General features: G+C 38.8%; 17 protein-coding genes. 13 read left to right on the top strand and 4 right to left on the bottom strand.

Annotated features, from left to right (window positions below; all coding sequences use genetic code 11):
• The first annotated feature begins 14 nt into the window (after positions 1-14).
• Positions 15-1,445 carry an FMN-binding glutamate synthase family protein gene (locus tag IEX29_RS05465; RefSeq protein ID WP_188733431.1) on the top strand — a complete coding sequence of 477 codons (1,431 nt, stop codon included), beginning with the start codon at positions 15-17 and terminating at the stop codon, positions 1,443-1,445.
• A 509-nt stretch (positions 1,446-1,954) separates the two neighbouring features.
• Positions 1,955-3,406, top strand: coding sequence for an Msr family ABC-F type ribosomal protection protein (locus tag IEX29_RS05460; protein WP_188733430.1), 1,452 nt, complete (start codon positions 1,955-1,957; stop codon positions 3,404-3,406).
• A gap of 101 nt (positions 3,407-3,507) precedes the next feature.
• On the opposite strand, the gene IEX29_RS05455 is transcribed toward IEX29_RS05460, so the two are convergent.
• Positions 3,508-4,266, bottom strand: a complete 759-nt coding sequence (locus IEX29_RS05455) for an SDR family oxidoreductase (RefSeq protein ID WP_188733429.1) — start codon at positions 4,264-4,266, stop codon at positions 3,508-3,510.
• A 208-nt stretch (positions 4,267-4,474) separates the two neighbouring features.
• On the opposite strand from IEX29_RS05455, the gene IEX29_RS05450 reads away from it, so the two are divergent.
• From IEX29_RS05450 to IEX29_RS27205, 4 genes are all read left to right on the top strand, one after another.
• The gene (locus tag IEX29_RS05450) at positions 4,475-5,095 is read left to right on the top strand and encodes a TetR/AcrR family transcriptional regulator (protein ID WP_188733428.1); all 621 of its coding nucleotides are present in this window, start codon (positions 4,475-4,477) and stop codon (positions 5,093-5,095) included.
• 365 nt (positions 5,096-5,460) lie between these two features.
• Entirely contained in the window at positions 5,461-5,913 is a 453-nt protein-coding gene (locus IEX29_RS05445) for a hypothetical protein (RefSeq protein ID WP_188733427.1), read from the top strand.
• Positions 5,914-5,950: 37 nt separating this feature from the next.
• Positions 5,951-6,526: an anthranilate synthase component II gene (locus IEX29_RS05440; protein WP_188733426.1), complete on the top strand. Its 576-nt coding sequence runs from the start codon at positions 5,951-5,953 to the stop codon at positions 6,524-6,526.
• A gap of 535 nt (positions 6,527-7,061) precedes the next feature.
• Positions 7,062-7,244: a type III toxin-antitoxin system ToxN/AbiQ family toxin gene (locus IEX29_RS27205; protein ID WP_373290647.1), complete on the top strand. Its 183-nt coding sequence runs from the start codon at positions 7,062-7,064 to the stop codon at positions 7,242-7,244.
• Between the two features lie 74 nt (positions 7,245-7,318).
• Here IEX29_RS27205 and IEX29_RS05430 read toward each other — a convergent pair whose 3' ends face one another.
• Positions 7,319-7,738, bottom strand: a complete 420-nt coding sequence (locus IEX29_RS05430) for a DUF8837 domain-containing protein (RefSeq protein WP_188733424.1) — start codon at positions 7,736-7,738, stop codon at positions 7,319-7,321.
• Positions 7,739-7,753: 15 nt separating this feature from the next.
• The gene (locus IEX29_RS05425; RefSeq protein ID WP_188733423.1) at positions 7,754-8,356 is read right to left on the bottom strand and encodes a hypothetical protein; all 603 of its coding nucleotides are present in this window, start codon (positions 8,354-8,356) and stop codon (positions 7,754-7,756) included.
• Between the two features lie 97 nt (positions 8,357-8,453).
• Between IEX29_RS05425 and IEX29_RS26590 the strand changes: the two genes are divergently transcribed.
• The 3 genes from IEX29_RS26590 (at position 8,454) to IEX29_RS05415 (ending at position 12,412) form a co-directional block, all read left to right on the top strand.
• Positions 8,454-8,645 carry a hypothetical protein gene (locus tag IEX29_RS26590; RefSeq protein ID WP_229720109.1) on the top strand — a complete coding sequence of 64 codons (192 nt, stop codon included), beginning with the start codon at positions 8,454-8,456 and terminating at the stop codon, positions 8,643-8,645.
• Between the two features lie 336 nt (positions 8,646-8,981).
• Positions 8,982-10,718, top strand: a complete 1,737-nt coding sequence (gene pabB, locus IEX29_RS05420; protein ID WP_188733422.1) for an aminodeoxychorismate synthase component I — start codon at positions 8,982-8,984, stop codon at positions 10,716-10,718.
• A gap of 503 nt (positions 10,719-11,221) precedes the next feature.
• A complete protein-coding gene (locus tag IEX29_RS05415; RefSeq protein WP_188733468.1) occupies positions 11,222-12,412 on the top strand; it encodes an MFS transporter in 1,191 nt (396 codons plus the stop codon).
• A gap of 124 nt (positions 12,413-12,536) precedes the next feature.
• On the opposite strand, the gene IEX29_RS05410 is transcribed toward IEX29_RS05415, so the two are convergent.
• Entirely contained in the window at positions 12,537-14,108 is a 1,572-nt protein-coding gene (locus IEX29_RS05410; protein WP_188733421.1) for a BCCT family transporter, read from the bottom strand.
• Positions 14,109-14,450: 342 nt separating this feature from the next.
• Here IEX29_RS05410 and IEX29_RS05405 point away from each other — a divergent pair, with 342 nt between their 5' ends.
• From IEX29_RS05405 to IEX29_RS05390, 4 genes are all read left to right on the top strand, one after another.
• A complete protein-coding gene (locus tag IEX29_RS05405; protein WP_229720108.1) occupies positions 14,451-15,674 on the top strand; it encodes a M20/M25/M40 family metallo-hydrolase in 1,224 nt (407 codons plus the stop codon).
• A gap of 70 nt (positions 15,675-15,744) precedes the next feature.
• Positions 15,745-17,244, top strand: coding sequence for an amidase (locus IEX29_RS05400; protein WP_188733419.1), 1,500 nt, complete (start codon positions 15,745-15,747; stop codon positions 17,242-17,244).
• Between the two features lie 639 nt (positions 17,245-17,883).
• A complete protein-coding gene (locus IEX29_RS05395; protein ID WP_188733418.1) occupies positions 17,884-18,270 on the top strand; it encodes a DUF2255 family protein in 387 nt (128 codons plus the stop codon).
• 316 nt (positions 18,271-18,586) lie between these two features.
• Positions 18,587-19,165 (top strand): DapH/DapD/GlmU-related protein, encoded by a 579-nt coding sequence (locus IEX29_RS05390; protein ID WP_188733417.1) that lies wholly within the window; start codon positions 18,587-18,589, stop codon positions 19,163-19,165.
• Positions 19,166-19,168 lie beyond the last annotated feature (3 nt).

Raw genomic sequence — 19,168 nt, 5'->3', positions numbered from 1 at the left:
GGAGTGTACAGACGATGCTTGACATATTTATTCTTATTCTGCTGATCCTGTTTATCGTTGGCTGGCTAATGATGTTTCTTATGCGGAGGCAGCTAATAAAGAGGATGGTTTATAAATTCGGGAAAATTCTGATGGAGGACCGTTATCAGGAGAATATATTTGAAATGGTAACAGGCTTTAGGCATATGGGATTCCAACGGACCTTTGAGAATAATCTGCGGGCAGAATCTGGAGATGTCCTGCATCGGCCGCTCGGTTCTGCAAAAACATGGCCGGATTTTGAAAAGCTGACCTTTATACCGGCTCAGGCTGCTAAATTTCCAACGGAGTACACGGAGAAAATAGATATGAAAGTAACTATCGGCCCAAAAGCCAAGAAGCCAATGCAATTAGATATTCCATTAATGATCAGCGGAATGGCATATGGGATTGCATTAAGCAAGGAAGTAAGACTGGCACTGGTTGATGCGGTGAACCAGCTTGGCACAGCGCTTAATTCCGGTGAAGGAGGGGTAATGGAGGAAGAAATTGACGGCACAGATAATTATATATTGCAATTTTCGAAGACAAGCTGGTCGAAGGAAAAAGAGCTGATTAAAAAAGCTTCCATGATTGAAATTAAATTTGGGCAGGGAGCGTTAATGAGCTCAGGCGTTGTTATACCAGCTGAGGATTTGCAGGGCGATATACGGAAGGTGTTAAATTTAGATGATGGCGAAGAAGCGATTATCCATAATCATTTCTTTGAGAATCAAACCCTGGAGGATTTTAAAAATCTTGTTCAGGAGCTAAAAGAAATGACAGATGGTGTTCCGATTGGAGCCAAGATTGGTGCCGGCGGGAAAATTGAAGAAGACATAGATGCGCTGCTAGAAATCGGTGTAGATTATATTGCTGTGGACGGAGCGCAGGCGGCAACGCATGGAGCACCGCCGATCTTATCAGAGGATTTTGGCATCCCGACTATTCATGGTTTGCAACGCGCCCATCAGCATCTGCAAAAACGGAAAGCCAGAGAGGATGTCAGCCTGGTTATTTCAGGCGGTATGTTTAACGCAGGTCAATTTTTAAAAGCAATTGCATTAGGTGCAGATGCTGTTTATTTAGGATCCGTAGTATTATTTACTCTGTCTCATAAGCAGGTTTTAAAGGCTGTTCCCTTTGAGCCGCCTACGCAGGTTGTCTGGTATGACGGCAAATACAAGGATGATTTTAACAGACAGGAAGGAACGAAGGCATTGGTCAATTTTATCAATGCTTCCACAAAAGAAATGGAAGAGGGCATTCGAATTATGGGAAAAACCGCCTTGTCCGAGGTGAAAAAGGATGATCTTGTTTCCTATGATGAAGCAGTTGCCCGTGATATTGGCGTTCCGTATAGTGCACATTCTTATGAAGAAGAGGCAGCTAAACAGAATAAACAGGAGCCGATGATTGAGCTGTGAAAATACTTGTTTTCTGGAAAAGAGAACCATTTGACGTATTCCTTCAAACTATCTTATAATAAAAAAGTAAATATAGAACGGAAGGGAAAATGTGCTGAAGATGAGATTTCGATTCCTTGACTTGAACAACTAATTTGATAATATGTTCAAGCTCTGCCTGTGCTTTTTTTTGCTCCAGCAGAGAAATAGGAGTCGTCTGTCTTTTTTCAGCTATTATAATAAAGGTATACACAAGGTATATCTTTTTCCTGAATGCAGTATGTAAAAAGGACAGCAGACCATTTGCTGTTCTTTTTTTATAATTTTAAACACAGATATAACGAAAACTTCTATTTCTTTAAAGGGAAAGCAGGGCATTCGTTCTGACAAAAATAAACGTGAGGGGGATTTTTATGCAGATGCTATTGTTCTTTTAATAGATACGGGCTTGTTATAAGAAAACACAAGCTCGTATCGATACAGTTTCTGGCTATCGATACGGGGAATTCAAAATCTCGGAGGTAGCAAAAATGCAAAACATTCAATTTGAAATAAAAGATGTCGAATTAACGTATTTAGACAGGGAGATCTTTTCCATCGACCGTTTAGCCATTCATTTTATGGACCGGATCGGAATTGTCGGTCCAAACGGGGCAGGAAAAACAAGCCTGCTCCGCCTGCTGGCCGGTGAATTAGAACCGGCAAAAGGAAAAATTCACCGTCATGCGGACTTTGCTTATTTAAAGCAAATGGAAACACCTGGTGAAGAAGCGCCGGATCCAAAGGTTTTAGGCAAGCTTCAGGTGCCTGATTTAGAAGAAGGTATCAGCGGTGGAGAGCAGACCAAATTAAAAATTGCACAGCTCCTGGCAGATTATAACGAAGCATTACTGATTGATGAACCAACAACACATCTTGATCAGCAGGGAATACGATACTTGCGCAGAGAACTGGAAAATTATTATGGGACGCTTGTTTTAATCAGCCATGACCGTAAACTTTTGGATCAGCTGGTCACGACAATTTGGGAAATCCGGGATGGAGATATTTATGTTTATTCCGGAAATTATACGGATTATGAAGAGCAGAAGGCATTAGAAGAACGTCAGCAGCAGGATGCACATGAACAATATCTGAAGGAGAAAGCCCGTTTAGAAGCTGCTGCACAGGATAAAATGCAAAAGGCAGCCAAAATGATGAAGGGCGAGAAAGCAAATGCCCGAAAAAAGCAGGGTGTAAATCGGATGTTTGCTACAAAGCCTAAGGATGTTTCCCAAAAATCGATGCAAAAAAGTGCCAAAGCAATGGAGAAACGGCTGGAGCAAATGGAAAAGGTTGATGCTGTGCAGCATGAACGACCAATCACATTTCATCGCTCCAAGGCATTAGAGCTGCATCATTCATTTCCGGTTATGGGAAATCAATTGACCCTGAAAGCTGGTGAGAAAACACTTTTGGAGAAGGTCCGTTTTCAATTTCCATTAGGCAAAAAAATCGCAATTACTGGAGCGAACGGTTCTGGAAAAAGCACCCTGCTTCAGGCGATTTATCAGCGCCGGGAAGGACTGGAGATTTCTCCTAAAGTGAATTTCGGCTTCTTTGAACAGCTTGCCTATCAGGAAAAGTCGGATAAGACAGTACTGAATAGCCTGAAGGAAACGACGGATTATGAGGAAGGGTTTTTACGCAGTGTTCTTCACGCTATGTATTTTAAAGGAAATGATATTTATAAAAAGCTTCGTTATTTAAGCGGCGGTGAGATGATCCGGCTGCAGCTGTGCAGATTATTTCTTGGCTCCTTTCATATTTTATTGTTAGACGAACCGACAAACTTTTTGGATATCCAGACAACGAAAGCATTGGAATCATTTTTTGAAGCTTATCCAGGAACAATTATTTTTGTTTCACATGATGCTGCCTTTATCGAAAACGTGGCAGATCATGTGTATGAAATTAAAAATAACAATATAATTGCGAAGTAGGGAAGAACAGGGGAGTGGTATGCCCCTGTTCTTTTCTTATACATCTATAAATCTTATTCTGTAATAATGTAGGAACGATTGTTCCAAAACAACTATAATAATTATCTGGCTGTCCAGCCGCCATCGGCTTTAATTACATCTCCATTTACAAAATCTGAATCGTTTGAAGCTAAGAAAACAGCCACCCGAGCAATTTGTACAGGATCTGCTGATGGACCTGAACCTGCTGCAGTAAGTGCTTTTAATCCTAATTCATGTGGTTCCGTAATGGTGCTTTGAATATTTGTATTTACTCCGCCTGGAGCAATTGCATTTGCTCGTATATTTCCAAAACTTCCATATGTTGCAGCAATATTTTTAGTTAATCCAATTAAACCATGCTTGGCTGCGATATAAGCAGCTCCTCCGCGGGCACCATATAAGCCACCAACAGAAGCGTTATTGATTATTACTCCGCCGCTTTCCTGATTTTTCATAACATTAATAGCTGCGCGGGCTGCTTTAAAAGGACCTGTAAGATTTACTGCCAGCACACGTTCCCAGAGTTTGTCGGTTACGTCACCGACAGGAGTAAAATTATCCATAACCCCCGCATTATTAACTAATACATCCAATGAATGAAAAGTATCAACTGCAGTACGAATCATATTATCAACATCTTCTTGTTGTGCAACGTTTGAAACAACGCCAGTGGCCTGTCCTCCCTTAGCATTTATTTCATCCACTACGCTATTAATTGACGTTTGATTAATATCTGCAACTACTACATTCGCTCCTTCTTGTCCAAACAGGACAGCAATAGCTTTCCCCATACCTGAACCAGCACCTGTTACTATAGCTGTTTTTCCAGATAATTTCATAATGAAATCCCCCTTTTATTGTTCTTAAATTAAACCGTTTAATTTTTTCAAAACCAGTAACAAGATCCCGGTTTTATAGAACCTGTTACTTTTAGTATAATCGTATTTATAAAACGCTCTCAATCACTAAATAAACGCCAAATGTAACGTTAAATAAACAAAAGCAATGAATATGTTGTTTTTAAGAAAAAAGATGGGGGACATAAATATGAGTAATAAAACAGATCGTCGTATAGAACGAACTAAAAGAGACTTTAAAAACGCATGTTTAGAATTAATTAAAGATAAGAAGAATATAAAATCTATTACTGTAACAGATATTGTAAAACTGGCAAATTATAATAGAACAACATTTTATGTTCACTATATAGATAAAGAGGATTTATTAAATGATATTATGGACAACGCTCTAAACGGTTTTATAAGTTCATTCCGGGATCCCTATAAAAAGGGGAAAAGTACACTTAATATTCAACATTTAACGAGTAATATGATAAAAATTTTTGATTATGTAGAAAGTAACTCTTCTATATTTTCATTATTGTTCGATAGTAATCTGTTTCCAGGATTCCAGCAAAAGCTTTGTTATGCGATTGAAAACGTTTTTAAAGATGAGTTTGAGTATACAGGACAGTCATTCGAGGACATCGATAAATATCTATATTCTCGTATAGAAGCATATTCACTAATTGGAATGTTAGATTTTTGGATAGAGCAGAATTTTAAATATTCTTCTAAATATATGACTGAACAATTACTTCTGCAAATTCATTACTCTCCTTCTATTATTAAAATAAAAAATACGAGAAGTTATAGTATGGATAATTGAAATAAAATAACTCATAGGGCATATGGGAAAATAAATGTCTAACGATGAGAAAGTTAAAAGTCACATAATCATTACCTTTCTGATTTCTAATTTGGCAACTTCCTAAGTACGCATATATAATGATTCTAGATCCTATCTTATATGACTTCGGGATGCTAAATAGATTTTCTTGCCGTATAATGACGTAGAAGATAATACAGGTTTAATTTAATTAATCTAAACACGGTACGAGAAAAATGTTTTTCCTAATAGCTTACGGCGTTGTTAATCATAGGAAGCATAGCATAACAGTTAAAAATGATGATAGTAGCTGGAATAATAAAAACAGACAATCAATATACAGTTAAGTAAAGGTGGAAGTAAGCATGAAAAAGATACTTATTATTTCATTGCTGATTGCAGTGGGAATATTTTTCTTCGTCGGAAAATTTGAGGGTGACAGTAAACTGTTTGCGCAGGTATTACCTTCTAATATAAATGAAGCAAATGAAATTAAAGAAATTATGATATATGAAGTGCAGCCGACAGGAAAACCAAAAGCAATTTCGCTGACTGAAAAAGATGATATTAATAAGGTTTTAGAAGCTTCTGAATCGATGGAGCTCCAAAAAGGAGATGAATTTGTCAGCACGGGGTATCTGCTTCTCTTCCAAGGCTCTAAAGAAAGCTATACGATGACAGTTGACAAAGATGGGAATCTAGATGTGAATGATCATGAAGAACATTATGAGATTAAGGGAAAAAATGAATTACTTCACATCATTCAGGCTTTCAAGGACAAATGGGAGCCGATGGATGAGGAAGAGGTTTCAAAATAGAAAGATAAAATTTTAGCAGATAAGGCAGGGCATATAAATGCTATTAATGATTGATAACTACGATTCATTCACCTACAATATTGTGCATTATCTGGAGCATTTAGGTGAGAAGGTTGTTGTGAGATATAATGATCAGCTGACCATAGAAGAAATTAAACAGTGGAAGCCTGACTCCATAATATTATCACCGGGGCCGCATTCACCGCAGGAAGCTGGTATAACCTTGAAAGTCATCGACCAATTTAAAGGAGAGATTCCTATCCTTGGTATTTGTCTTGGACATCAGGCGATTGGACAAGCCTTTGGTGCAGAAGTGATAAAAAATGCTCCTGTTCACGGGAAGCAATCTCGTATCCTGAACGATCAGAACGGTGTATTTTCACAGCTTCCTAAAACCTTTATGGTGACAAGATATCATTCCTTAAGCATTCAGCCGGATACGGTGCCGGATATCCTTACTGTGACTGCAACAACAGAGGATGGAACAATAATGGGGATCCGCCATAAAACTTATCCAATTGAAGGAATCCAATTTCATCCAGAATCTGTATGTACAGAACACGGCTATGCGCTGCTAAATAATTTCCTGATGCAATGTATGTGGAGGTTGTAGTTTCGGTACAACGGAAAATTATGTAGAGATCCTTAGTTCCAAGGTGTTTCACAATCGTTACTAATTTATACCAGATGGTGAAAATGGACGTGAAAAAGTGTTAAAACACTATGTTAATGTTTCATCGGGAATCGATCTGGTATTAGGGAACATAACAAAATAAAAATTCAATAATAAGCAAGTTTATAAATTTAATCGTTCCGAAAAATGAACGTCGATTTTTTTATTTCATAATTGGAAATTATTTTGAGAATTTATTGGTTTTTCTTATAAAAATGAACCTCTAATAAACTAAATAAAGGTCGTAATTGGACATAAAACTTTCCTACTTTAGGAAGTTTATTTAATGAAATCGACGTATTTCCTTTAGCTACTCCCTGTTATAGAGTGTAACCTGTTTAGCAAGTGAAGTAGAAAAAGCTACTATTGTAATTACGAAAAAGCATTTTCCTAATATGCTTCATCTCGGAGATATCACAAAAATAGATGGTAGAAATATTTCGCTTGTTCATGTTATTACATTTAGTTCTTGTAAATGCCAGTCAAACAGTGGATCTATGGTATGAAGCAATCCATAGAGGTAGTCAGCAAACGGGACCGAATCGTTAAAAAAGCTCAAAAATTGCATGAACTAAGAACAAAGAAGAATATCCGTAGAATTAACAATATGTGTTGCGATTTTGCTAAACTTGAGCAAGAGTACATAAAGTTCGGGTGAAAATCTCTTCATACGTATACTACAAAATAAAGAGTGCCGCCTGACACTCTTTATTTTTTAACACCTATCCAATTTTAGTCATATACCGTATACGTTACTTTTTTCTCGCCAAACTTCTTTGCATTATTTTTATTGGTAGTAGTGCTGGTTCCAAAATATACATCAAACCAATAGGTTGATCTTTTATATAATATGTCCCCTGTATCCGAAATGGTAAAAGTGGATTTTGATCCATACCCATTGAGGCTTAACGGCGATTTAGTCTTGATTTGTGTGCCATAAGGATATATCGGAGTGCTGCTGTTTTTCTTTGGATGAACTGCCACTGTTGAATAGGCTTTGTTTGGGAATAGCATTCCTCCGCTTCCATTGGTGCTCCCAGTATATGCAGTTACATCTTGGGAAGCGTGCGTAGTAGCAGCCTGTGCTTCTGGAGTAAAAATACTACTAATTAAAATTGTACTAAAAATAATTGTATAAAACATTTTTTTCATCTTAATGATTCCTCCTCATTGGTATTGTTCCCTTTCAAATTCGTCGTAAAGTTCCCCATTTTCACCATTAAACAGAACATATTTCATATTTTTTCTTTCTTCATCCCAGCCGACGATTTTAATCAGCACCAGATTTTTTTCCGGATCAGTGGTAAGTCCGAAATTATACCCTTTTGCAAATACATCTCCAGGATATAACTCTGTGATTTCTTTTGCTTTTTCTAATAGTTCTGGACTATCGTATTTAATATCTGATAAATCCTTAACAAAGTAATTTTCTGTGCGTACTTCTCCTTCATTTGGAAATTCGGCATGTTCATTTATTTTTGCATCATGTATATTCACCAAAAAAAGATCATTTGTATCGGGAACCCCAAAAGTTATGTTCCAATATCTACGTTTACCGTCTCCTCCGGTTTGTTCTTCATCACTGTCGATACTGGTTGCGTCAATTAATTTAGCTTTTTTATTCCAGTCTAAAGCATCGGAGTAAGCTAAATTTATTGCTTGGTTAAGCGTTAAATTAGACGGTAAATCCTGAGAAGAATTTGTTTGACTATTACAACTACTGAGAAGTAAACAAAGAATAATAAATAATAACAGGTAAAATTTTTTCATAATACAACCTCTAAAATAGTATTTGTTATACTTAATTAAATTCGCTCTGTGTATGAGATTACCCTTTAAACTATGTAATGAATCGTTCGACAAATAAATGCATAATTCACACTCTATTTATATCAATGGCACACGCTTAAATAACAAGCGTGTATTTGCATTAAAAGATCGTTATTCATCCACTTCGAATATTGGAGAAATCCTGGAACAGTTAGGTTTTTTATATGAAGATAAATATAATGAGATATTCAAAAATCTTGATGAAAAAAACAAAGAAAGGCATATTTAAAATCAAATCTTTATAATGAAAAAAATATTAAAGAACGTTTGTTGGAATTTAGAAAATTGCTAGAAAAAGAAAGAGGTTTAAATACTTTCGATTGATTTGTTTTTGAAAGTATAATAGAGAAAGTAACTAGTTGGCGGCGTGGACAGTGAAGGAAACAATAACCCATATAAGCTAACTATTTACAAAATTGGAACTGTTAATTTGTTAGATGGAAATAGTTTTAAGCCTCTAATAAAAAAAGGAATCTTTTAATGAATTGTATTCCGATACTGAAAACGAGGATATCGAATTGCGTTATAATAGTAACAACCACACAAAAGGCAGGAGAGCTGCAAAATGATGGATAATACTAAAATGATTTTTGATTTTTCCTTTGAAGAAGAAGCAGGTGTACGCCGTATTTTTGAAAACCCGGCAAAAATTTTAATTGCAAATACGCACGCTGAGGTCAGCAATGTATTTGAGCAAATAGAAATATACCAACAGAGAGGCTATTATCTGGCTGGTTATATTTCCTATGAAGCAGCGGCTGCATTTGATAAAAATCTTATAACACATAGAAAAGGCAGCCTGCCTCTTATCATTATGGGTGTTTTTAAGCAAATGGAGCTGGAAAGTTCAAAGCCGGCAGCCAATCGGTCCTATCCTCCTGTAAATTGGCAGCTGACCACAGAAAAGCAGCAGTACCAGCAAAATATCAAATCAATAAAAGCTGCCATTGCTGAGGGAGATACATATCAGGTGAACTATACCGTCCGTATGGAAGCTGACAGGCCGGTGGACGCGGACTTATTATACGAACAATTATCAGGCGCACAGCAGGCAAATTACTGTGCACATTTACAAATAGGCAATTATCAAATTATATCCGCATCCCCGGAGCTGTTTTTTGAACGCAGAAAGCAGTATATCCGCACCAGGCCGATGAAAGGAACCATGAAACGGGGACAGACACCAGAAGAAGATATCCAAAATAAAAGTATGCTTTCTGAATCGGAAAAGGATCGGGCAGAAAATTTAATGATTGTTGATCTGCTGCGGAATGATTTATCTAAAATCGCTGTACCAGGTTCTGTCCAGGTTCCAAAGCTGTTTGAAATTGAGGAATATCCTACCGTATATCAAATGACATCAACGGTTAAGGCAGAACTAAAAGAAAGCCTCAGCAGCTTTGATATTTTTAAAGCGTTATTTCCCTGTGGTTCTATCACCGGTGCGCCAAAGCAGAGTACAATGAGGATTATTAAACAGCTGGAGGCTTCCCCGAGAGAGATTTACTGCGGAAGTATCGGTTTTATCACGCCAGACCAGGAAGCATTATTTAATGTTGCCATACGGACTGCATGGATGGAGAATGGTAAAAACGCAGCCTATGGGGTAGGTGGAGGTATTACGTGGGATTCAGAGACAGAAGCAGAGTATGAAGAAGCATTGGCGAAAGCTGCTATTTTAAAAGGAGCTTCACCTGCATTTCAACTTTTAGAAACAATGAAATATGATGGAACACAGATTCACCGCCTAAGCCGGCATCTGGCCAGACTTGAGCGGGCAGCAGATCAGTTTCAATATCCTTACCCGATTAAAAAAATAGAACAGCATTTGAAGGAAAAGATGAAAAAATATTCTGGCACACACCGGGTGCGTCTTCTGCTGGAGCAGGATGGAGAGATTGATATAACATTCACAGCACATTATGAAGAACCAAATGATGTGAAGCAAGTTAGTTTAGCATCATCCCCCATTAATCGAAAGGATATATTTTATTATTATAAAACAACCAATCGACAGGTTTATAATGCTTTTCGAGAGCAGGACAGTACATCATTTGATGTTCTTTTATGGAATGAAGAGGAGCAGTTGACGGAGTTTACGATCGGTAATTTAGTTGTTAAACAGTATGGAGAATACTATACACCGCCGGTTTCTTCCGGATTGCTTGCCGGAACTTACAGAGAAGAATTGCTGGAGCGTGGAAAAATAACAGAAAAAACTATTTGGAAGAAAGACATTCCGTCCTTTGAAGAGGTTTGGCTGGTGAATAGTCTGCGCGGCTGGGTAAAAGTAGAATTTTAAGGGGATGTTCAAAAAGTCCAGCAAAAATGACACGGCGATAAGAGGATCTTCTACTAAGAACGCTCACGTCGTGTGAGCAACGCGGAAGTCACTGCATCCTGTGGAAGTCCGTTCGTAAAAAGCTCGTCGCCTTAAACTTTCGACGCACAGGACGTGCTAGTGTCGGCGTTGTAACACGATGTTACGGTCTGGGCCGATTGGTCCTTTTCATCGTACTTTTTGAACATAAATTTTAATAAAAATTTTCTCGGGAAAAGATTGCATGATTAACCAATGCAATCTTTTTTTATACATTTTGAGATGGTAGGAATATCGCCATGACAAAAGGATTTTTAGCTGTTTATTTAGAAACATGCATTTTGTATACAGGAGAAAATGATAACAGAAAAATAGGTATAAAAATTTTGAGCAAAAGTATATCTGAAATGAAAAAGTTGTGATATGATGTATCAGATTCCTAAGGGAGGTTATAAATGAAATTTATAGTTAAGGAGAAATGAATGATGAAAAAACAAAATATGACGCTGTCTATCTTGCTGATGAATTTGTTTATTGCATTTTTAGGTATTGGTCTGGTTATTCCAGTATTACCAACCATTATGAATGAGATGAATTTGTCCGGTTCCGTTGTAGGTTATTTGGTAGCAGCCTTTGCAGTTGCGCAGCTTATTGTTTCACCGCTGTCTGGAAGATGGGTTGATGTGTTTGGACGTAAACGCATGATCGTTATCGGACTCTTAATTTTTAGTTTTAGTGAATTTTTATTCGCTATTGGTAATACCGTAGAAATTCTATTTATTTCCAGAATCTTAGGTGGAGTGAGTGCTGCTTTTATAATGCCTGCAGTTACTGCATTTATTGCAGATATCACAACACTTGAATCCAGACCGAAAGCGCTTGGCTATATGTCAGCGGCTATAAATACAGGATTTATTATCGGTCCCGGGCTGGGTGGATTGCTGGCAGAAATAGGTCCGAGAATTCCATTTTTTGCAGCTGCAGGTTTAGCATTATTTACTGCGATTCTATCAACGATTACATTACGCGAACCTGAAAGAAATCATGAGGAACAAAAAGAAGAAGTTGGAGCGGGAAAGCCCGGCTTGGGAAGAATCTTTGTTCCAATGTACTTTATTGCGTTCATTGTTATATTTATAACAGCATTCGGTTTATCTTCATTTGAATCGTTATTTTCTTTGTTTGTAGATCATAAATTTGCATTTACGCCAAAGGATATTGCGATTATTATTACTGGAGGAGCAGTTGTTGGAACGATTGCCCAGGTTGCCCTGTTTGGCAGATTGACAAATAAATGGGGAGAAATTCGTCTGATTCGTTATTGTCTGATTTTCTCTGCCATTCTTGTAACAGCAATGACAGTTGTAGAAAGCTATGCAATGATTTTATTTGTAACAATTGTTGTTTTTATCGGTTTTGATTTATTAAGACCGGCTGTTACATCCTATCTGTCCAGAGTAGCTGGAAATGAACAAGGATTCGTAGGCGGTATGAACTCCATGTTTACCAGTATCGGAAATGTATTTGGACCTATTGTCGGCGGGATTTTATTTGATATAAATTTAAATTATCCATATTATTTTGCAGCAATGGTGCTCATGGCAGGTATTGCAGTTGCAATGGTTTGGAAAGAACCTAAAACACTGGCAGAGCATGCTTTAGAGAAAATAAAATAATTGCTAAAAAATGATAGAAGAACGCACTTGTGAGAGCAGTACAAAGCTCTGAAGCACAGGTGCGTTTTTATTTTTTGGAAAAGTAGGATAAAGAGAAGCTGCAACCAGTTATATTGCGATAAAATTAACGATCAATATTATCAATTGTAATTGATTCCGGTTTTCTTGCATCTCTTTGCTTATTTAAATCTTCCGTAGAAGCCCGCATAAATGACCATGCCAGCAGAATCATAATAAAAATGACCGGGAAGCCGGCAACAATACTGGCAGTTTGTAATGTTTCCAGTCCACCGATAAACATTAACACCATTGGTAAAATCATTAACGTAAATGCCCAGAAAATCCGATGCCAGCGGAGCGGTTCACCGCCGATAAGTCTTTTTTGAGCAACGGCTGCCAGAATATAGGAAGCAGAGTCAAAGGTTGTTGCCAGAAAAATAATAGCGAGAATCGTGAACATTGGAATAATAAACCAGGAAATCGGCAGCTGATCTAAAATGGCTATAATTGCAGCTGATGCACCATACTCGTTCATAAAGCCAATAACATCAAATGACTGTGACAGCTGCAGATAAAGGCCATAGTTTCCTAAAATTCCAAAGAACAGTACACAGCCGAGTGTTCCATAAATTAATGTACCCAGTGTCATTTCTTTGATAGTTCTTCCCCGGGAGATTCTTGCCACAAAAAGCCCGACAAATGGAGCATACACAACCCACCATGCCCAATAGAAGATTGTCCAGCTTTCCGGGAAGTTCGTCGCATTATATCCTGGTATGGAAGCAAGCGGCTCAAGCCAGGTAGCCATTGTAAAAATATTATTAACGATTCGGCCAAGACTTGTGAAGGTCATTTCACTGATAAATAAGGTTGGCCCAAAAATAAATACAAAAGCTAATAAAAACAGGACAAGCCATATATTTAAGTCGCTGAGTACTTTAATTCCCCTATTTATCCCGGAATAAGAGCTGGCCGCAAAAATCGCTGTACAAACTAACATAATGATTGCCTGCATTCCCAAAGATACAGGAATGCCAGTCACATGATTGACTCCTTCTGCAATCATCGGAGTCCCTAATGCCAGGGTCGTTCCTGCTCCGCCAAGCAAACCGAAAATAAATAAGACATCAATTAAAGTACCCAGCGGCCCATCCGCATATTTTCCGATTACCGGTCTGGAAGCTTCACTAATTTTAAGAATGGGCTTTTTCCGGACATAGTAAAAGTAAGCAATTGGTAATGCAGGTAATGTATATAATGCCCATGCAATTGGCCCCCAGTGAAACATTCCATAACTGGCCGCCCAGTTGATCGCTTCTTCGGATTCAGGCGTAATGCCAAATGGAGGTCCCTGATAATAGTACGCCCATTCGATCATACCCCAATATAAAATACTGGATCCAATACCTGCTGAGAAAAGCATGGCGGCCCATGAAAATGTGCCAAATTCTTTTTTGGTATTTCTCGCACCGAGCTTGATATTACCGTTTTTACTAAAAGACACAAACAATAAAAAGATAAGAGCGCCCAGCCCTAATAATAAGTATAGAATACCGAAAATTCCTGTGATGAATTCATTTGCCTGATTAATGACAGCTGCGCCTGCTTCCGGAAATAAAGTTAAAGGAATAACAACACTAAACAGGATAACTAGTGCGCATATGAAAGTAGGCCAGTCAATTAAACGTTTATTCATTATTTCATCTCCCAATCTATGCTGAAGCATGCTTTTAACGGATAAAAAAACGGTTGTTTAAAAAGTATAGTTTATGTTTAAAGGGTGCCCTATTTATCAGATTAAAAACATTATTTAAGGCATTCAGGCATGTATCTGGAGACCGTAAAGTACTTACGAAGGCGGCTGAATTTTTTGGCAGAATCTTCAGATGTTCAAGCTTTAAATAGAAGTAACGCCTTATCAGGACCTTCCTTAGGAGATTATAACTGTATCGTTTATGCTGTAAATACGCTAAAATGGAGTTGGATAAGGTTTGTTCCATAAATTAAAAAGCATATGAAATTATTGGAGGAGAAGCTCATGACTATTTCAGAACAAATGAAAAAAATTCTCGCAGATGAAAATGTCAGGAAGGCATTAGAACAAATTAAGAAAGAAGACAGCCTGACCATCGAGCAGCAGAAAATGCTGACAGAAATCCCTGCTCCGCCTTTTAAGGAAGAGAAACGGGCAGAAGCATTTAAAAAATTATTAGAAGATTATGATTTAGAAGACGTACATATGGACGAAGAAGGAAATGTCTTTGGAAAAAGAAGCGGTACAGGAGAGGGACCAGTCCTGGTTGTTTCAGCACATCTGGATACCGTTTTTCCAGAGGGGACAGATACAACTGTAATAGAAAAAGACGGCAAGCTTCATGCTCCCGGTATCGGAGATGATACAAGAGGGTTAGCAGAAGTATTAGCAGTTATCCGGGCATTACAGGATTCCAATCTGAAAACCGTTGGTGATATTATTATCGGCGGGACAGTCGGCGAAGAAGGAGCCGGAGATCTGCGCGGGGTGAAGGCATATTTTAAGGAAAATAAAGCGGATGGCTATATTTCCGTTGATGGTTCTCATTTAGAGTCAATAATCTATTTGGGGACAGGCAGTTTCCGGTATCGTATTACTTTTCAAGGAAAAGGCGGACACAGCTTTGGTGATTTTGGTACACCAAGTGCAACACATGCCTTGGGAAGAGCGATTGCGGCAATTGCAGATTTGGAAACGAAGACAAATCCGAAGACAACCTTCTCCGTCGGGCCGATTGAAGGCGGTTCTTCTGTAAATGCAATTTCTGAGCAGGCATCGATGGAGGTCGATCTGCGCTCTAACTCCATGGAAGAATTAATAGAGCTTGATAAAAAATTCCTTGCCATTGTGGAAGCTGCATGCCAGAAAGAAAATGAGCGCTGGGGCAAGGATTCTATGACTGTAAAGGTTGAAAAGTTTGGTAACCGCCCGCCGGCGTCACAAAGTAAAGAGGCACCTATTGTTCAGGCCCTTGCGGAAGCAATTAAAGGTGTAGGAAAGGAACCCGTATATGGCGAGCCTGTCAGTACAGATGCAAACTATCCGATGAGTCTCGGCATTCCTGCTGTTACTTCCGGTTTAGGCGGGCAAGCAGGCGGTACACATACATTAAAAGAATGGTTCGATCCTGAGGATGCTTATCTTGCTGTGCAAAAGCATTTCTTGTTTATTTTGAGTCTTGTCGGTGTGGATGGGCTGGCAACACCAATTCTAACAAAGGAAGCATAAAAGAGACCCGCCAGCTGCCTGTATAATCAGGCAGCTGGTAAAAATAGTTAGCTGTAAAAGGAGTGAGAAGATGCAGTTTCATGAATATAAAAATTATGATGCGACCGGTTTGGCAGAGCTTATTCAACGTAAAGAGGTCCAACCATCTGAATTAATGGATATTGCTTTTAAACGACTGCATCAAGTTAATCCGCAATTAAATATGATTACACATCACCGGGAGAAAGCTGCAAAAAAAGAAGCAAATCAATTTCCTGTTCAGCACGCAGCATTTTCAGGTGTGCCTATTTTGATGAAAAATATATCTCAATCTATCGAAGGTGAAAAATTAACCTCCGGCTCAAAGCTTTTACAGAATCATGTGGAAAAGCATGATAATTATTTTGTGAAAAAATTTCGGGATGCAGGATTTTTATTTATGGGGCATACAAATAGTCCTGAGTTTGGCTTGAAAAATATTACCGAACCAAAGCTGTATGGTCCGACAAGAAACCCTTGGAACCAAGCCTATTCTCCAGGAGGCTCAAGCGGAGGAGCTGCGGCTGCAGTAGCATCTGGAGTTATTCCGATTGCAGGAGCAAGTGATGGAGGCGGATCTATCCGGATACCTGCATCCTTCAGCGGGTTAGTCGGGCTGAAGCCGACAAGGGGAAGAACACCGGTAGGCCCGGGAGTAGGCAGACAGTGGCAGGGAGCATCTATTAATTTCGTATTAACCAAAACGGTTCGGGATTGCGCTGCAATGCTGGATCAATTACAGGTTGTTGAGCCGCATGCCGCTTTTCAGACAGCCTTATATGAAAAGGGATATCGAGATATCCTGTCTGAAAAACCTCCTAAAAAGCTGCGGATTGCCTTTAGCACAGAATCGCCGGCAGGGACTCCCGTTTCAGAGGATGCGAAAAAAGCAGTGCAGCAATTTGTCCGTTATCTGGAACAGGCTGGCCATATTGTGGAAGAAAAACAAGCACCAGTTGATGGTGTACAATTAATGCGCGATTATTATGTGATGAACAGCGGTGAAATGAATTCGGTTGTTCGAGGGCTGGAGAAAGCCATGAGAGCCACTTTAACTGCAGAGGATATGGAGATAGAATCCTGGCTGCTGCATCAAGCCGGGAAATCCGTTTCAGCTGCAGATTACTCTGACAGTTTGGCATCATGGGATAGAGCAGCTGAAATCATGGCTATTTTTCATCAGACGTATGATTTCTATATTTCTCCGGCAACTGCTTCCCAGGCCCCGAAAGTTGGAGAGCTGACGATGACGGAACAAATGGAGCAGGAATTTAAAGAAAGAATGGCCGTTGAAAAAGAAAAGCAGCGTATTATTTACGACATGTTTTTACCAAGCTTAACATACACACCATTTACACAGCTTGCTAATTTGACAGGACAGCCTGCCATCTCGCTGCCGCTTTACCTGACAGAGGATGGCTTGCCAATCGGTGTTCAGGTAATGGCAGGAAAAGGTGAAGAGCACCGCCTGCTGCAGCTTGCTTATGGAATAGAGCATAGTGATCTATGGCAGGGAATGCAAGGAAATCCTTATTGGCAGGGTAAACTTTAGTGGTATCTTGGTTTCGATGATGCTTCCATACTCTATCTTCATCTTGATAGGCTGGACAATTATGCTGATTGTCTGAATGTGGCTTGGTATTCCGCTTGGACTAAATGGACCGATTCATTACGGGTGAAAATAGAAACCATGGAGAGCACGCTGCTTTCCATGGTTTTTTCATGGCATAGGAAATTATAGAATTATTGCCTTGTGGATAACTATTTATAGAAAAGTAGCCGAGTCCAGCTCCGAGCGCCAAAAACTAGGAGATTTCACGTCACGCCCTACGATAAGTCAACATCGGTTCGTCACCTCACCGTGTTTCCTTTATCTCAGTTGCGCCGCTCCAATCTCTACGTTTTTAAGCAGGCGCTCTGCGCTTTTGTTCTCGTGGCATAGGAAATTATATAATTATTGCCTTGTGGATGACTATTTATAGAAAAGTAGCCGAGTCCAGCTCCGAGCGCCAAACTTTAGAGATTTCACGTCACGCCCTACGATAAGTCAACATCGGTTTAAAGTAAAGGAAGGCCGACTAAAATCAGCTGTTCAGAATTACTTTTCAAGAATCCATAATCCAATTACTTGACGTAAAGTCGACTTTAGGTGTTAACATAATAACTAAACTAAAAAAGGAGATGAAACATAATGGGAAATAATTGGACACAAGTGCAGCTTCAAATATTTTCAAAAGCCGATGATATGTATATCTCGCCATTTTATGAGGATGGAAAAACTCCTGGAACGCCAACGTGGATCTGGTCTGTGGCAGCAGATAATGATTTATATGTCAGGGCCTACAATGGGCAGAATTCCAGATGGTATCAATCAGCAGTGAAACAAAGAGCGGGAAAAATAAAATTAGCAGGTCAGGAATATGGTGTCTTTTTCGAACCGGTAGAATCAGACTCTGCACTAACTGAAAAAATTAATCAAGCGTATAAAGAAAAGTATAGCTCCAGCAGATATCTGACACCTATGATTGGAAAAGGACCGGTGAGTGCTACAGTAAAAATATTACCAAAAAATGAATAGATGATTTGAGAATCCGCCTAACTTAGAAAAATTGTTTGTATAGGCGGATTATTTTATGTGAAGAGAAGAGCATATTTCTGCAATGGCCTTCAACGGCGTGGAAAAACTGCCGCTTATTGAGTTTTTATTGGCTTTATCCATATTAATCTTATTTAACTGGAAAGACTAATCAATAAGAAAAAGCGTTATGAAATCATGATAAAGAATATCATGCTATGTTTAAATGAAAGTAAGTTCAGCCGGGAAGTATAGACATTACAGGATTTAGTCTGAGCAGCTAATAGAATAAAATTACTGCCGGAAGGGAAGGGTTACTATGGAATTGGAAGAACTCTTATCGAAAATGGATGCAGAAGGTGTAATCCAGGGCGGTTCAGAAGTCAATGAAGCGATGGTTGCAGTATCAAATGAAACGAGACGCTTATGCGCCATCCTAAATAATGGTGTTTATACGGATGAAGAAATCAGACAGCAGGTATCTCAAATTATCGGGCAGGAATTAGATGACGGTTTTTCTTTATTTGTACCGTTCACTTCTGATTTTGGAAAGAACCTGACGATAGGGAAAAATGTATTTATTAATTCTGGATGCCGATTCCAGGACCAGGGACGAATCATTATCGGTGACGGGAGCTTAATTGGACATAATGTTGTTTTTGCAACCATAAATCATGATTATAATCCCTTAAATAGAGGAACCATGTACCTTAAACCGATTGAATTGAAGGAGAGAACATGGATTGGTTCTCACGCCACTATTCTGCCTGGCGTAACAGTAGGCGAAAATTCTGTTGTTGCGGCAGGATCAGTAGTTACCAGGGATGTTCCGCCGGATACAATTGTTGGAGGAAACCCAGCAAAATTCCTGGCAAATTTAGAGGATAAAATAAAGTAATTA

It is taken from the genome of Oceanobacillus neutriphilus (assembly GCF_014645515.1).
GTDB lineage: Bacteria > Bacillota > Bacilli > Bacillales > Amphibacillaceae > Oceanobacillus > Oceanobacillus neutriphilus.
The sequence above is the reverse complement of the archived record's forward strand: the minus strand, read 5'-3'. Positions and strand labels throughout refer to the sequence as shown.

Bases quoted from the DNA above. Each gene is read 5' to 3' on its own strand.
- IEX29_RS05465 (WP_188733431.1), top strand. From the start codon at position 15: ATGCTTGACATATTTATTCTTATTCTGCTGATCCTGTTTATCGTTGGC.
- IEX29_RS05460 (WP_188733430.1), top strand. From the start codon at position 1,955: ATGCAAAACATTCAATTTGAAATAAAAGATGTCGAATTAACGTATTTA.
- IEX29_RS05455 (WP_188733429.1), bottom strand. From the start codon at position 4,266: ATGAAATTATCTGGAAAAACAGCTATAGTAACAGGTGCTGGTTCAGGT.
- IEX29_RS05450 (WP_188733428.1), top strand. From the start codon at position 4,475: ATGAGTAATAAAACAGATCGTCGTATAGAACGAACTAAAAGAGACTTT.
- IEX29_RS05445 (WP_188733427.1), top strand. From the start codon at position 5,461: ATGAAAAAGATACTTATTATTTCATTGCTGATTGCAGTGGGAATATTT.
- IEX29_RS05440 (WP_188733426.1), top strand. From the start codon at position 5,951: ATGCTATTAATGATTGATAACTACGATTCATTCACCTACAATATTGTG.
- IEX29_RS27205 (WP_373290647.1), top strand. From the start codon at position 7,062: ATGCCAGTCAAACAGTGGATCTATGGTATGAAGCAATCCATAGAGGTA.
- IEX29_RS05430 (WP_188733424.1), bottom strand. From the start codon at position 7,738: ATGAAAAAAATGTTTTATACAATTATTTTTAGTACAATTTTAATTAGT.
- IEX29_RS05425 (WP_188733423.1), bottom strand. From the start codon at position 8,356: ATGAAAAAATTTTACCTGTTATTATTTATTATTCTTTGTTTACTTCTC.
- IEX29_RS26590 (WP_229720109.1), top strand. From the start codon at position 8,454: ATGCATAATTCACACTCTATTTATATCAATGGCACACGCTTAAATAAC.
- pabB (WP_188733422.1), top strand. From the start codon at position 8,982: ATGATGGATAATACTAAAATGATTTTTGATTTTTCCTTTGAAGAAGAA.
- IEX29_RS05415 (WP_188733468.1), top strand. From the start codon at position 11,222: ATGAAAAAACAAAATATGACGCTGTCTATCTTGCTGATGAATTTGTTT.
- IEX29_RS05410 (WP_188733421.1), bottom strand. From the start codon at position 14,108: ATGAATAAACGTTTAATTGACTGGCCTACTTTCATATGCGCACTAGTT.
- IEX29_RS05405 (WP_229720108.1), top strand. From the start codon at position 14,451: ATGACTATTTCAGAACAAATGAAAAAAATTCTCGCAGATGAAAATGTC.
- IEX29_RS05400 (WP_188733419.1), top strand. From the start codon at position 15,745: ATGCAGTTTCATGAATATAAAAATTATGATGCGACCGGTTTGGCAGAG.
- IEX29_RS05395 (WP_188733418.1), top strand. From the start codon at position 17,884: ATGGGAAATAATTGGACACAAGTGCAGCTTCAAATATTTTCAAAAGCC.
- IEX29_RS05390 (WP_188733417.1), top strand. From the start codon at position 18,587: ATGGAATTGGAAGAACTCTTATCGAAAATGGATGCAGAAGGTGTAATC.